The sequence below is a fragment of the Streptomyces griseoluteus genome, assembly GCF_004784465.1.
GTDB lineage: Bacteria > Actinomycetota > Actinomycetes > Streptomycetales > Streptomycetaceae > Streptomyces > Streptomyces griseoluteus.
Window position 1 is genome coordinate 459515 of record NZ_SRRU01000006.1, and the last position, 13448, is coordinate 472962.

The 13448-nt window shown below is 71.3% G+C and carries 13 protein-coding genes; 9 read left to right on the forward strand and 4 right to left on the reverse strand.

Features of this window, described 5'->3' with window-relative positions; all coding sequences use genetic code 11:
- The first annotated feature begins 7 nt into the window (after window positions 1-7).
- From E5082_RS19240 to E5082_RS19265, 6 genes are all read left to right on the forward strand, one after another.
- Window positions 8-787, forward strand: coding sequence for an exodeoxyribonuclease III (locus E5082_RS19240; RefSeq protein WP_135792461.1), 780 nt, complete (start codon window positions 8-10; stop codon window positions 785-787).
- Between the two features lie 16 nt (window positions 788-803).
- Window positions 804-1223, forward strand: a complete 420-nt coding sequence (locus E5082_RS19245) for a DUF6278 family protein (protein ID WP_135792462.1) — start codon at window positions 804-806, stop codon at window positions 1221-1223.
- Between the two features lie 135 nt (window positions 1224-1358).
- On the forward strand, window positions 1359-2102 hold the full coding sequence (locus E5082_RS19250; protein ID WP_135792463.1) for an amino acid ABC transporter ATP-binding protein: 744 nt from the start codon (window positions 1359-1361) through the stop codon (window positions 2100-2102).
- A 17-nt stretch (window positions 2103-2119) separates the two neighbouring features.
- A complete protein-coding gene (locus E5082_RS19255) occupies window positions 2120-3040 on the forward strand; it encodes a glutamate ABC transporter substrate-binding protein (RefSeq protein ID WP_135792464.1) in 921 nt (306 codons plus the stop codon).
- 11 nt (window positions 3041-3051) lie between these two features.
- A complete protein-coding gene (locus E5082_RS19260; RefSeq protein WP_135792465.1) occupies window positions 3052-3696 on the forward strand; it encodes an amino acid ABC transporter permease in 645 nt (214 codons plus the stop codon).
- The gene (locus E5082_RS19265) at window positions 3693-4574 is read left to right on the forward strand and encodes an amino acid ABC transporter permease (protein ID WP_135792466.1); all 882 of its coding nucleotides are present in this window, start codon (window positions 3693-3695) and stop codon (window positions 4572-4574) included. Before E5082_RS19260 ends, E5082_RS19265 begins: the two co-directional genes overlap by 4 nt.
- 49 nt (window positions 4575-4623) lie before the next feature.
- Here E5082_RS19265 and E5082_RS19270 read toward each other — a convergent pair whose 3' ends face one another.
- Complete coding sequence (locus E5082_RS19270) at window positions 4624-6180, reverse strand: CocE/NonD family hydrolase (RefSeq protein WP_135792467.1); 1557 nt, start codon at window positions 6178-6180, stop codon at window positions 4624-4626.
- A 116-nt stretch (window positions 6181-6296) separates the two neighbouring features.
- Window positions 6297-7052, reverse strand: coding sequence for a hypothetical protein (locus tag E5082_RS19275; RefSeq protein WP_135792468.1), 756 nt, complete (start codon window positions 7050-7052; stop codon window positions 6297-6299).
- 70 nt (window positions 7053-7122) lie between these two features.
- Here E5082_RS19275 and E5082_RS19280 point away from each other — a divergent pair, with 70 nt between their 5' ends.
- Both E5082_RS19280 and ggt read left to right on the forward strand, forming a co-directional pair.
- The gene (locus tag E5082_RS19280; protein ID WP_135792469.1) at window positions 7123-7674 is read left to right on the forward strand and encodes a YrhB domain-containing protein; all 552 of its coding nucleotides are present in this window, start codon (window positions 7123-7125) and stop codon (window positions 7672-7674) included.
- A gap of 122 nt (window positions 7675-7796) precedes the next feature.
- Window positions 7797-9566 carry a gamma-glutamyltransferase gene (ggt, locus tag E5082_RS19285; RefSeq protein ID WP_373310049.1) on the forward strand — a complete coding sequence of 590 codons (1770 nt, stop codon included), beginning with the start codon at window positions 7797-7799 and terminating at the stop codon, window positions 9564-9566.
- A 30-nt stretch (window positions 9567-9596) separates the two neighbouring features.
- Here the strand turns inward: ggt and E5082_RS19290 are convergent, their stop codons facing one another.
- On the reverse strand, window positions 9597-12164 hold the full coding sequence (locus tag E5082_RS19290) for an ATP-dependent Clp protease ATP-binding subunit (protein WP_135792471.1): 2568 nt from the start codon (window positions 12162-12164) through the stop codon (window positions 9597-9599).
- Window positions 12165-12290: 126 nt separating this feature from the next.
- Window positions 12291-13085 (reverse strand): type I methionyl aminopeptidase, encoded by a 795-nt coding sequence (map, locus tag E5082_RS19295; RefSeq protein ID WP_135792472.1) that lies wholly within the window; start codon window positions 13083-13085, stop codon window positions 12291-12293.
- Between the two features lie 33 nt (window positions 13086-13118).
- Between map and E5082_RS19300 the strand changes: the two genes are divergently transcribed.
- A complete protein-coding gene (locus E5082_RS19300) occupies window positions 13119-13370 on the forward strand; it encodes a helix-turn-helix domain-containing protein (RefSeq protein WP_135792473.1) in 252 nt (83 codons plus the stop codon).
- Window positions 13371-13448 lie beyond the last annotated feature (78 nt).

Below are 13448 nucleotides of genomic sequence, written 5' to 3' on the forward strand. Positions count from 1 at the left end.
GTGGGACATGCGTATCGCCACCTGGAACGTGAACTCGATCACCGCCCGTCTCCCGAGGCTGCTGGCCTGGCTGGAGAGCAGCGGCACCGACGTGCTCTGTCTCCAGGAGGCCAAGGTCGCCGAGGAGCAGTTCCCGGTCGAGGCCCTGCGCGAGCTGGGTTACGAGTCGGCGGTCCACGCCACCGGCCGGTGGAACGGCGTGGCGGTGCTCTCCCGCGTCGGCCTGGAGGACGTGGTCAAGGGCCTGCCCGGCGACCCCGGCTACGAGGGCGCCCAGGAGCCCCGCGCCGTGTCGGCCACCTGCGGCCCGGTCCGCGTCTGGTCGGTGTACGTGCCCAACGGCCGCGAGGTCGGCCACCCGCACTACGCGTACAAGCTCCAGTGGCTCGAAGCCCTGAGGACGGCTGTCGCCGGGGACGCGGCGGGCGCCCGCCCCTTCGCCGTACTCGGTGACTACAACATCGCCCCGGCCGACGACGACGTCTACGACCGTGCCGCCTTCGAGAGCGCCACCCATGTCACCCCCGCCGAGCGCGCCGCCCTGGCCGCGCTGCGCGAGAGTGGCCTGAGCGACGTGGTGCCCCGCCCGCTGAAGTACGACCACCCCTTCACGTACTGGGACTACCGCCAGCTCTGCTTCCCCAAGAACCGGGGCATGCGCATCGACCTGGTGTACGGCAACGGCCCGTTCGCCGCGGCGGTCAAGGACGCCTACGTCGACCGCGAGGAGCGCAAGGGCAAGGGCGCGTCCGATCACGCGCCGGTGGTGGTCGACCTCGACGTCTGATGCCACGCTGGGGTCCATGAACATCCCGTTCCTGGGCCCCCGGCGCGGCAAGCGCGGTGACGCGGCGCTCCCGGCCGACCCCGAGGCCATCGCCGCGCTGCTCTCCGAGTGCGAACTGCTGCGCTCCCAGGCGGACCGGGCGGGCGTCCGCCTGGACGACACCCCGGCCTCCCTGGAGGCCCTGGACCAGCTCGTCCCGCTCTGGCGCGACGACCCCGAGACGCTGCCCTGGCTCGGCCACGACGCCGGGCTCTACCTGGGCACCGTGGTCGTGCGCACCGTACCCGGCGCCGTCTGGCGCATCAGACGGGGCGGAGAACCGGTTCTGCGGCTCCCCTCCGGCCGGGAGTTCGAGGTCACCGAGCCCGGCCGTCAGTGGGCCACCAGCGGCCTTCCCGAGCTGTCCCAGCTCTACGCGGAGATCGCCGAACCCTGATCCCCGCATGGTCCCGGCGCCGCACAACCGGGCTTAAATACGGCTAATGCCCCCAAGTGCGTGTCGTCCACATGGTCCGCCATGGTCTGGATAGTTTCGGCCACTACGACTCGGCGAGAGTGAGTAGGGCTGCGGATGGCCGTCGATCCGTTGATCGAACTGCGTGACGTCAACAAGCACTTCGGGGAGCTTCATGTCCTCCAGGACATCGACCTGACCGTCGGCAAGGGGGAGGTGGTCGTGGTCATCGGCCCCTCCGGGTCGGGGAAGTCGACGCTGTGCCGGGCCATCAACCGGCTGGAGACCATCGAGTCCGGCACCATCACGCTCGACGGGCAGCCGCTCCCCGAGGAGGGCCGGGCGCTGGCCAGGATGCGAGCCGAAGTGGGCATGGTCTTCCAGTCGTTCAACCTCTTCGCCCACAAGACGGTCCTGGAGAACGTCTCCCTCGCGCAGACCAAGGTACGCGGCCGCAAGAAGGCCGACGCCGACCGCCGCTCCCGTGAACTCCTCGACCGGGTCGGGCTGTCCGCCCACGCCGACAAGTACCCCGCCCAGCTCTCCGGCGGCCAGCAGCAGCGTGTGGCCATCGCCCGCGCTCTCGCCATGGACCCCAAGGCGCTGCTCTTCGACGAGCCCACCTCCGCGCTCGACCCCGAGATGATCAACGAGGTGCTGGAGGTCATGCAGCAGCTCGCGCGCGAGGGCATGACCATGATCGTCGTCACCCACGAGATGGGCTTCGCCCGCTCCGCCGCCAACCGCGTGGTCTTCATGGCCGACGGCCGGATCGTGGAGGACCGCAGCCCCGAGGAGTTCTTCACCGCCCCGCGCAGCGAGCGGGCCAAGGACTTCCTCTCCAAGATCCTCAAGCACTGACCGGGGGAGTGCGACCCATGTCCCGCCACACCCGCGCGCCCCGCGCCATCGCCCTGCTCCTCGCCCCGCTCGTCCTGCTGGCCGCCGCCTGCGGCAAGGACGGCAGCCCGCCCGCCAAGGGCCCCGCCCCCGACCAGCTGCCGCACTACGCGGTGGACCGGAACTTCAGGCTGCCCGGCTCCCCGACCTGGACCCGCGCCAAGAAGCGCGGCCACTTCGTCGTCGGCGCCAAGGAGGACCAGCCCTACCTCGGCGAGAAGGACCCGGCGACCGGCCGGTACTCCGGCTTCGACATCGAGATCGCCAAGATGCTGTCCGCCTCCCTCGGCTTCCCCGGCGACAGCGTCCGCTTCCGCACCATCGCCTCCGCCAACCGTGAGACGGCCCTGCAGAACGGCCAGATCGACTACTACGTCGGCACCTACACCATCAACGCCAACCGCAAGAAGCTGGTGGGCTTCGCCGGCCCGTACTACATGGCCGGCCAGTCCCTGCTGGTCCGCAAGGACACCGACGACATCCACGGGCCCGAGGACCTCGCCGGCAAACGCGTCTGCTCGGCGGCCGGATCGACCCCGTACCAGCGCATCAAGGACGACTACCCGAAGGCGGTCCTGGTCGCCTACGACACCTACTCGGTCTGCGTCGACAACCTGCTCACCTACCAGGTCGACGCGGTCACCACCGACGACGCCATCCTCATCGGCTACGCGGCCAAAGCACCCGACGAACTCAAGGTCGTCGGCAAGCCGTTCTCGAAGGAGCCGTACGGCATCGGCGTCCCGCGGACCGACAACGCCCTGCGCTTCGCCCTGGACAACGCCCTCGCCGCCCGCGAGAAGAACGGCGACTGGAAGAGGGCGTACGACGCCACGCTCGGCCTGTCCGGCGTGCCCGCGCCGGAGCCGCCGCCCATCGACCGCTACCCGGCGAGCTGACCGAGGACGCCATGAACGTACTGACAGACAACTTCGCCATCTACGCCGAGGGATTCCTCGGCACGGTCGAACTGACCGTCTACGCCTCGCTGCTGGCCCTCGCGCTCGGCTTCCTGATGGCGTCCTTCCGGGTCGCGCCCGTGGCCTCGCTGCGGGCCTTCGGCACGGTGTGGGTGACCGTGCTGCGCAACACGCCGCTCACCCTGCTGTTCTTCGCGGTGCTGCTCGGGCTGCCCCGGTTCGGACTCGTGCTGCCCTTCCAGGCGTTCGCGGTCCTCGCGCTGGGCTGCTACACCTCCGCCTTCATCTGCGAGGCGCTGCGTTCCGGCATCAACACCGTGCCCAGGGGCCAGGGGGAGGCGGCCCGCAGCCTCGGCATGACCTTCGCGCAGACGCTCGGCGTGATCGTGCTCCCGCAGGCGTTCCGCTCGGTGATCCCGCCCGTCGGCTCCACCCTGATCGCGCTGGCCAAGAACTCCGCCATCGCCGGCGCCTTCAGCGTCACCGAACTGCTCGGCACCTACAAGACGTTGAGCGAGCTGGGCTACAACATCATCTGGACCTTCGTCTGGATCGCGGTCGGCTACCTGATCATCACGCTCGCCATCAGCGCCCTGTTCAACCTGCTGGAGCGCAAGTGGGGAGTGGCCCGATGACGACCCGGACCACCGCGCTCTACGACGTCCCCGGCCCCACCACCCGGCGGCGGCACGCGGTGTACGCGGTGCTGTCCACCGCCGTGTTGCTGGGCCTGGCCGCCTGGGTGCTCCATCTGCTGTTCTCCACCGGCCAGTTCACTGCCACCAAGTGGATGCCGTTCGAGTACAAGGGCATCCAGGAACTGCTGCTGCGCGGCCTCGGCAACACCCTCAAGGCGTTCGCCATGGCCGCCGTGCTCTCCCTCGCCCTCGGTGGGGTGCTCGCCGCCGGACGCCTCTCCGACCACGCGCCGGTGCGCTGGCTGGCCACGCTCGTGGTGGAGTTCTTCCGCGCGATGCCCGTACTGGTGATGATCTTCTTCATCTTCGTGGCGCTCAAGGTGCAGCCGCTGCCCGCCCTCGTCGCCGGACTGACCCTCTACAACGGCTCGGTGCTCGCCGAGGTCTTCCGCTCCGGTGTCAACGCGGTCGAACGCGGCCAGCGTGAGGCCGCGTTCGCTCTCGGCATGAGAAAAACCCAGGTCATGTCCTATGTGCTCGTACCGCAGGCGGTACGCGCCATGTTGCCAGCGATCATCAGCCAGTTGGTGGTCGCGCTGAAGGACACGTCGCTGGGCTTCCTCATCACCTACGAGGAGTTCCTCCACGCCGGGAAGCTCATCGCCTCGAACCTCGACTACGATTTGCCGTTCATCCCCGTGGTGATGGTGATCTCGCCGATCTACATCGGGATGTGCATGCTGCTCTCGTGGTTCGCCGTCTGGGTGTCCCGCCGGGAGCAGCGCAGTCCCAAGACCGAGGCCGTGGTTGTCGCCGCGCCCGGCCCTGGGGCGCCGCTGCCGGGTGGGGAGCCACCCACGGCTCCGAAGCCGTGACGAAGGCAGCGGTCCACACGGGCCATGCTCGTCCGGCGGCGGCCGGAGATCACTGCTCGCGCAGGGGGACCGACACGTACGACGGGTCGCCCTCCGGCGAGGAGAAGGTCAGCCGCGCGCCGGACGGGTTGTGCTCGATGTAGAGCGGATCGACCGTGTCGGCCACCAGGGCCAGCCGGTGCCCGGCCGGGACGTCGTAGGCCGTGGAGAACAGGTCCAGGTCCACCCCGAACGGCTGGCCGGGCGTACGGCCGTGCCAGGTCAGGGGCGCGTGGGTGACCAGCTTGCCGATGCCGAGCGGGCCCACGTCGTACAGGTAGGCCACGAAGGTGCCGCTCTCGGCGGTCGGGGTGAGCGTGGTGTGCAGCCTGGCGGTCCCGCGCACCCGTTGGGGCGCTGCGTACCGCTCCGACTGCCAGACGGCCGCCCAGCGGCGCGGGAGCAGCGGGATGGAGGCCATCGGGGGCAGCTTGGTGAACTGGTCCACGAGGCCGGAGAGCAGGACGATCCCGCCGTCCGCGCCGGAGTCGACGTTGGTGTGGATGGTGGTGCTGCCCGTCAGCGCGATCTTGCGGTCGGTGGCGGCGACCGACTTCCAGTCCGGGTAGCCCTCGTAGCCGCCGCCGGTGCGGGACTCCAGCTGGACGGGCTGCTCGCGGTCGACGCCGTTGTCCACGCCCCGGAGGTAGTGGTCGAACCAGCGGCCGGTGTCCTTCCAGACGTCGTTGGGCAGTCCGAACAGGCCGGTCAGCTCGGGGGTGGCGTGGTCGCCGGGGCGCAACTGGAGGCGCTTGGGACCGGTCAGCTTCTCGTAGAAGCTCGCGTACTGGTTGGCCGGGAAGACCGAGTCGCTCCAGGCGTTGGCGAGCATGACGGCGGGTTTGCTCGCGTTGAGCCGGTCCAGGTACGTCACGGCGGAGCGGCGCTCGCCCCAGTCGATGAGGTTCTGCTCCTGGGAGAGGTCGGAGGCGTAGAAGCGGTCGAAGACCTGCCGGAACTCCGGGCTCTGGCGGCCGGTGACCGCTCCGGCGCCGTCCAGCAGCGCGACCGCCTGGACGTGCTGGGTGCGGCCGGAGTAGATCGAGCTGATCAGGTCGGCCCAGCCGCTGAGGGCGGCCACGGCCCTGATCCGCCGGTCGTGGGCGGCGGCGAGGAGGCTGATGCCCGCGCCGTAGGAGACGCCCGCCATGCCGATGCGGGTGGAATCGGCGGGGGTGTTGGCCAGCGCCCAGTCGATCACCTTGGAGGCGTCCGCCACGTCGGGCGCCCCGGCCACCTCGATCTCGCCGCCGGACTGCCAGAAGCCGCGCACGTTGTAGGAGAGCACCACATAGCCGGAGTCGGCGAGCTTCCGGGCCTGGGCGAGGTACTCGGCCTGCGGGAAGCCCCAGCTCGTGGGCAGCACGAGCAGCGGATGGCTGCCGGAGCCCGCCGGGGTGACGACGTTCGCCTTCAGTACGGTGCCCCCGTCACCGGGAATGTCGACGAACCGTACGGCGGGGGCCGCCTGGGCCGCGGGCGCCAGCCCGACGACCGCGCCGGCGACCAGCGCCGCCGAGACGGTGCCGACGGCGCAGGTGCGCAGGGGGTTACGAGCGGATGCCATGGTCACTCCTGACGCGTGCCAGTGCGAAAGTGACCCGACAGTAAACGCTTGTTCTTACCTCAAGTAACCCGTCGGTAAGTTACGTACGGGTAACAATAATTGAAGACGGTTGCACGCTACGGGGCGGGCGTCACCTGAGCCGGCGTCTCCTCGGTCTCCGGGAACGGGGCCTGCGCCGCCCGCGTGACGTCGGCGACCAGCTCGACCAGGTCGGGGCCGTACGCCTGGGAGTTGACCACCTTCAGCAGCAGCACGAACGAGTGCGAGCCGTGCTTGCGGGCCAACCGCTCGTGGTTACGGGCCAGATAGCGCGTCGCCGCCTGGTTGGTGATCGCCCGCTGCCCGCAGAACAGGAACACCGGCCGCGTCTGCCGGCCCGCCGCGACCTTGGCCAGCAGCACGTACTCGGTCGTACCGGGCTCCATCCGGTAGGTCTCCGTACCGATCCGGAACGCGCCCCGGTTCGGCCCCTTCTCCTTCTCGGTGTTCATCCGCACCCCCGGCAGCATCGCCGACATGTGGGCGAGCATCCGCCGGTTGGAGGCCGGACCGCCCACGCAGAACTCCGTGCGCTCGCCGAAGCCCTGGTGCGACACGTCCTGCGTCATCAACTGCATGTTCGCGCCGCAGTCCTTGATGAGCGCGGACAGCTCCAGCAGCGCGAACACGTCGAACCGGTGCACCGCCGGCTCCGTCGCCCCCGGGTCCCTGTTCACGACGAACAGCGTCTCCGAGTTGTCCGGCAACCCGAAGAACTCCTGCTTCCGCCGCAGCTTCCGCCGCCACAGATAGGTCCGGGCCACCCACCCGATCGCGGCACTGATGCCGGCGGCTATGACACCCAGGACGATGTTGCGCACGTCGTCGTTCATGCGGCGGGATGCTAGCGGGTCCGGGAATACACAAGGGCGGGGCGTGGGCCTCGTGCGCGATGCTGGGCACGTGATCGAGCTGGATGCCGCGGTGCGGATCGTCGAGGAGGAGCTGGAGCGCGAGTTCCGGCGGGAGGCCGCGCTGGGGGTGCGGCCGCATGACCTGGTCGTCGTGAGCGCCGTGCGGCACGAACTGGTGTGGATCGTCGAGGTGGCGACGGCGGAGTACGTGCGGACCCGCGACACAGCCTTCCTGCTGGTCGGAGCGGGCCCGTACCTGGTCGACCGGGTGGACGGCGGGCTGCACACGGTCGGGGCCGTCTCCTGGGCGTCGGGGGCATGGGAGACCGACTACCGGGTGCGCATCCGGGGCGAGACCCTGCGGACCGCCGTGGACGACTTGGACGACGAGGTGCGGGCGGCCACAGCGGAGCAGGGCCGGATTCCCGCCGCGCGGCTGCTGCGGCAGCGGGTGCCCGTGCTGGCGCTCGGACAGGCCCTCGCGTACGTGAGCGGGCTGAGCGGGGGAGGGGCTCCGGGGGAGCTGGTGGAGGTCGTCACGCGCGAACTGGTGGCGCCGGTCGACCCCGTGATGGCCGTGGACACCATCCGGGCGGACTGAGCCGGCATGCGGGGTTCCGGGGCGCGAGGCATACTGTCGGGGGCCTTGGGGATCTGGTTACGCTGCGCGGACAGTGGTCTCGGGAGGTTCGGATGGGTCGTCCTGGTACACGGAATGCGGCGATGCTGGTGGCCTTGGCCGCCGTCGCCTCGATGGGGGCAGCCGCCCCGCCGGCAGCGGCGGGCGGGCCCGGCGGGAAGGTGCCCGTGGCGGTCGGCTACGGCGGCGCGGTCTCCAGCGTGGACGCCGACGCCAGCGCGGCCGGTATCGAGGTGCTGCGCAATGGCGGCAACGCGGTCGACGCGGCCGTGGCCACCGCCGCCGCCCTGGGCGTCACGGAGCCGTACTCGGCGGGCGTCGGCGGAGGCGGCTACTTCGTCTACTACGACGCCAAGTCCCGCACCGTGCACACCATCGACGGCCGCGAGACCGCCCCGCTCAGCGCCCGCTCCGACCTGTTCCTGGAGAACGGCAAGCCGCTGCCCTTCGCGGACGCGGTCAGCAGCGGACTGAGTGTCGGCACACCGGGTACGCCCGCCACCTGGCAGACCGCGCTGCGCAGTTGGGGCACCAGCAGCCTCGCCCGCGTGCTGCGGCCGGCCGAGCGGATCGCCCGCGACGGCTTCACCGTGGACGACACCTTCCGCTCCCAGACCGCGGCCAACGAGACCCGGTTCCGCTACTTCCCGGACACCGCACGGCTGTTCCTGCCCGGCGGCAAGCTCCCGGTGGTCGGCTCCACCCTGAAGAATCCCGACCTGGCCAAGACCTACCAGGAGTTGGGCCGCAAGGGTGCCGACGCCGTCTACCGGGGCGACCTCGGACGGGACATCGTCGCCACCGTCAACAAGCCCCCGGTCGACCCCTCCTCGGGCTGGAACGCCCGCCCGGGCAAGCTGACCGCCAAGGACCTGTCGAGCTACCGCGCCAAACTCCAGCGGCCCACCGACACCTCGTACCGCGGTCTGAAGGTGTACTCCATCGCACCCTCCTCCTCCGGCGGCACCACCGTGGGCGAGGCGCTCAACATCCTGGAGAAGAGCGACCTCGCCAAGGCCAGCGAGACCCAGTACCTGCACCGGTACATCGAGGCGAGCCGGATCGCGTTCGCCGACCGGGGCCGCTGGGTCGGGGACCCCGCCTTCGAGGACGTACCCACCGAGCAGCTGCTCTCGCAGCGGTTCGCCGACTCACGGGCCTGCCTGATCAAGGACGACGCCGTCCTGACCAGCCCGCTCGCCCCCGGCGACCCGCGCCACCCGGCCGCCTGCGCGACCAGGGGCAAGGCCGCGCCGACCACGTACGAGGGCGAGAACACCACCCACCTCACCGTCTCCGACAAGTGGGGCAACGTGGTCGCCTACACGCTCACCATCGAGCAGACCGGCGGCAGCGGCATCACCGTGCCCGGCCGGGGCTTCCTGCTCAACAACGAGCTGACCGACTTCTCCTTCGCCCCCGCGAGCCCCGGCGTCCCCGACCCCAACCTGCCCGGCCCCGGCAAGCGCCCGCGCTCCTCGATCTCCCCGACCATCGTCCTGGACCGGCACAACCGGCCCGTGGTGGCGCTCGGTTCGCCCGGCGGCGCCACCATCATCACCACCGTGCTCCAGACCCTCACCGAGTTCCTCGACCGGGGGCTCCCGCTGGTCGACGCCATCGCCGCGCCCCGCGCCAGCCAGCGCAACGCCGCCCAGACGGAACTCGAACCCGCCCTGTACGACAGCGCGTTGCGGGAGCGGCTGGAACAGCTCGGGCACAGTTTCAAGCTCAATCCGGAGATCGGCGCCGCGACCGGCGTCCAACGGCTGCCGGACGGCAAGTGGCTGGCCGCCGCCGAGACGACCCGGCGCGGCGGCGGCTCGGCCATGGTGGTGAACCCGACGGGCTGACCCCGAGGGCGCCTGAAGCCTCAACGGGCCTCAGGCGCCCTCGCGCTGCGCCTCGGCCGGCTGGGCATCCTGGCCGTGTACCCGGAAGTCCAGCCCCCCGTCGGCCACATCGACCGTCACCTCGCCGCCCTCGGCCACCGTGCCGTTCAGCAGCAGCCGCGACAACTGGTTGTCCACCTCGCGCTGGATCGTGCGGCGCAGCGGACGGGCACCGTACTCCGGCTGATGGCCGCGCTCCGCCAGCCAGTCCACGGCCGCGTCGGTGAATTCCACGCTCACGCCCCGCGCGCTGGACAGTTCGCGGGTGCCGTTGAGCAACAGGTCGGTGATCCGGCGCAGTTGCTCCGGCGTGAGCTGGCGGAACACCACGATCTCATCGATCCGGTTGAGGAACTCCGGCCGGAAGTGCTCCCGCAGCGGCCGCAGGATCTGCTCCCGCCGCGCCTCCTCGTCCGCGTCCGCGCCACCGGGACCGAAGCCGATCCCGGCACCGCGCCGGGTGATGACGTCCGAACCCAGGTTGCTGGTCATCACGATGACCGTGTTGGTGAAGTCCACCGTCCGCCCCTGGGCGTCGGTGAGCCGGCCGTCGTCCAGCACCTGGAGCAGGATGTTGAAGACGTCCGGGTGCGCCTTCTCCACCTCGTCCAGGAGCAGCAGGGAGTACGGGTTCCGGCGCACCACCTCGGTGAGCTGGCCCGCCTCCTCGTGGCCGACGTAACCGGGCGGCGCCCCGACCAGCCGGGAGACGGTGTGCCGCTCCTGGTACTCGCTCATGTCGAGCCGCACCATGCGGTCCTCGCTGCCGAACAGCGACTCCGCGAGCGCGCGGGCCAGCTCCGTCTTGCCGACCCCGGTCGGACCGAGGAACAGGAAGCTGCCGATCGGCCGGTCCGGGCTGGACAGCCCCGCGCGGGAACGCAGTACGGCGTCCGCGACCACGTTGACCGCCTCGTCCTGGCCGACCACCCGCTCGTGCAGATGCTCCTCCAGACCGAGCAGGCGCTCCTTCTCCTCCTGGGTCAGCCGGCTCACCGGCACCCCGGTCTGCCGGGACACCACCTCGGCGATGGCCTCCGCCGTCACCTCGAGGTTCTGCCCCTCGACGACCTCCCCGTCGTCGGCCACCTCCGCGATCCGCCGCTGGATGTCGGCGATACGGTCCCGCAACTGGGTGGCCTCCTCGTACTGTTCGTCCGCCACCGCCTGGTCCTTGTCCCGGACCAGTTGCTCGGCCTCGCGCTCCAGCGCGCGCACGTCCGCGCCCTTGGTCCGGGCACCGAGCCGTACCCGCGCGCCCGCCTGGTCGATCAGGTCGATCGCCTTGTCGGGCAGCCGCCGGTCGGTGAGATAGCGGTCGGACAGCTCCACGGCCGCCGCCAACGCCTCGTCCGTGTAGCGCACCTGGTGGTGGGCCTCGTAGCGGTCGCGCAGCCCGCGCAGGATCTCCAGCGCGTCCTCGACGGACGGCTCCGGCACCTGGATCGGCTGGAACCGGCGGGCCAGCGCCGCGTCCTTCTCGATCCGCCGGAACTCCTCCAGCGTGGTGGCGCCGACGATGTGGAGCTCGCCACGGGCCAGGGCGGGCTTGAGGATGTTGCCCGCGTCCATCGCGCCGCCCTCGCCGCCGGTGCCCGCGCCGACGACGGTGTGCAGCTCGTCGATGAACACGACCAGCTGGTCCGAGTGCGCGCGGATCTCCTGCACGATGTTGTTCAGGCGCTCCTCGAAGTCGCCCCGGTAGCGGGTGCCGGCCACCACCGCGGTCAGGTCCAGCGCCACCACCCGGCGCCCCTCCAGACCCTCGGGCACGTCCCCGTCCGCGATGCGCTGCGCCAGCCCCTCGACCACGGCGGTCTTGCCGACGCCCGCGTCACCGATCAGCACCGGGTTGTTCTTCCCGCGCCGGGACAGCACCTCGATGGTCTGCTCGATCTCATTCTCCCGGCCGATCACCGGGTCGATGCGGTTCTCCCGGGCCAGCTCGGTCAGATCGCGCCCGTACTTGTCCAGCGTCGGCGTGGTCGTGGGCCGGGGGCGGTCCTGGCGGCCCTGGGCGGTCTCCGGCGCCTCGGGCGGAGCCGCTTCCGCCTTGAACCGGGCCGCGTGCAGGATGTGCCCGGCGGCCGAGTCCGGGTTCATGGCGAGGGCGCTCAGCACGTGCTCGGGGCCGATGTACCCGGCGCCGCTGGCCCGTGCCATCTCGTGCGCCTCCATCAGTGCCCGCTTCACGGCCGGGGTCAGGGACAGCGCGGTCGGCGGCACCGTGCCCGGCTGGTGCTGCACGGGTCCGGCGCGGCCGTCGATCTCGGTGGCCATCGAGTCCGGGTTCGCCCCGGACCGGCTGAGCAGACTGCGGGTGGGCTCGCTGGACAGGGCGGCGCGCAGCAGGTGCTGGGTGTCGAGATCCCGGCTGCCGTGCTCCGCCGCGTACTGCGCGGCCCCCTTGACCAGCTCGCGCGCGGGCTGGCTCAGCAGGCGGCCGATGTCTACCTGGCGGGGGCCGCCGGGCTGGCCCGGATTTCCGGTGCCGCCGAAGAAGCGGGAGAAGAACTCCCCGAAGGGGTCGCCCTCGGGGCCGGTGTAGCCGCTGGTCATCGTTTCCGTCCTTCGCAGACGACGCGTGCGGAGCGGCCGGGTACCCCGGATCGGCCACTCTTGAAACGATGGCACGCCCAGGAGGGAAGGGCACCCGCAGGCTGCGCCGGCCCCGCGGGCCCCGCGTCACGACCCCGCGCCCTGCCTCACCGGCTCGCGGGCCGTCAGGACGCGGGGGCCCGCTTCCGTGACGGCCACGGTGTGCTCTGCGTGGGCCGAGCGGGAGCCGTCGTCGGTGCGCAGGGTCCAGCCGTCGGGGTCGGGGTGGTAGCCGTTCCGGCCGCCCGCGATCAGCATCGGCTCGATCGCCAGGACCATCCCGTGGCGCAGCGGCATGCCGCGGCCCGCGCGGCCCTCGTTCGGCACGCCGGGGTCCTCGTGCATCTGGCGCCCGATGCCGTGGCCGCCGAAGCCGGCGGGGATGCCGTACCCGGCGGCGCGGCACACGGTGCCGATGGCGTGGGCGATGTCGCCGATGCGGTTGCCGACGACGGCCGCCTCGATCCCGGCTGTCAGCGCCCGCTCGGCGGTGTCGATCAGGGTCAGGTCCTCGGGGCGCGGGCGGCCGACCACGAAGCTGATCGCCGAGTCACCGGCCCAGCCGTCCAGCAGGGCTCCGCAGTCCACGGAGAGGAGGTCGCTGTCGCGCAGGCGGTAGCCGGTCGGGATGCCGTGCACGATCGCGTCGTTCACCGAGGCGCAGATCACCGCCGGGAAGGGGGTCGGGGCGAAGGAGGGCCGGTAGCCGAGGAAGGGTGACGTCGCGCCCGCCTCGCCCAGGACGGCGCGGGCGACCTCGTCCAGTTCCCGCAGGCTCACGCCCACGTCGGCGGCTTTCCGTACCGCCGTCAGGGCACGCCCGACCACCTGGCCGGCCGAGTGCATGGCCTCGATGGAGGCGTCCGTCTTGAGTTCAACCATGCCAATTACTATACCGGTATTAGAATGGGCGTCATGGTGCGCACCCCCCTGACCCCCGAAGAGCGCGAGCGCGGCGAACAGCTCGGCCGGCTGCTGCGCGAGGCGCGCGGCCCGCGGAGCATGACCCAGGTCGCCGCGGTCGCCGGCATCTCCGCCGAGACCCTCCGCAAGATCGAGACCGGCCGGGCGCCGACCCCCGCGTTCTTCACCGTCGCGGCGCTGGCGCGGGCGCTCGGGCTCTCCATGGACGAGCTGGCCGTCCGCTGCGCGCCGGTCCCGGTCTGAGCCGTTCCGCAAACTGTGCGTAGCAGGCCCGTAACACGGCTGGTGTTGCCTGGCTCCCGCAGTGCTGGCGAACGGGCG

Excerpts from the sequence above, each read along its gene's own strand:
- E5082_RS19240 (WP_135792461.1), top strand. The coding sequence starts at position 8 with ATGCGTATCGCCACCTGGAACGTGAACTCGATCACCGCCCGTCTCCCG.
- E5082_RS19245 (WP_135792462.1), top strand. The coding sequence starts at position 804 with ATGAACATCCCGTTCCTGGGCCCCCGGCGCGGCAAGCGCGGTGACGCG.
- E5082_RS19250 (WP_135792463.1), top strand. The coding sequence starts at position 1,359 with ATGGCCGTCGATCCGTTGATCGAACTGCGTGACGTCAACAAGCACTTC.
- E5082_RS19255 (WP_135792464.1), top strand. The coding sequence starts at position 2,120 with ATGTCCCGCCACACCCGCGCGCCCCGCGCCATCGCCCTGCTCCTCGCC.
- E5082_RS19260 (WP_135792465.1), top strand. The coding sequence starts at position 3,052 with ATGAACGTACTGACAGACAACTTCGCCATCTACGCCGAGGGATTCCTC.
- E5082_RS19265 (WP_135792466.1), top strand. The coding sequence starts at position 3,693 with ATGACGACCCGGACCACCGCGCTCTACGACGTCCCCGGCCCCACCACC.
- E5082_RS19270 (WP_135792467.1), bottom strand. The coding sequence starts at position 6,180 with ATGGCATCCGCTCGTAACCCCCTGCGCACCTGCGCCGTCGGCACCGTC.
- E5082_RS19275 (WP_135792468.1), bottom strand. The coding sequence starts at position 7,052 with ATGAACGACGACGTGCGCAACATCGTCCTGGGTGTCATAGCCGCCGGC.
- ggt (WP_373310049.1), top strand. The coding sequence starts at position 7,797 with ATGCTGGTGGCCTTGGCCGCCGTCGCCTCGATGGGGGCAGCCGCCCCG.
- E5082_RS19290 (WP_135792471.1), bottom strand. The coding sequence starts at position 12,164 with ATGACCAGCGGCTACACCGGCCCCGAGGGCGACCCCTTCGGGGAGTTC.
- map (WP_135792472.1), bottom strand. The coding sequence starts at position 13,085 with ATGGTTGAACTCAAGACGGACGCCTCCATCGAGGCCATGCACTCGGCC.
- E5082_RS19300 (WP_135792473.1), top strand. The coding sequence starts at position 13,119 with ATGGTGCGCACCCCCCTGACCCCCGAAGAGCGCGAGCGCGGCGAACAG.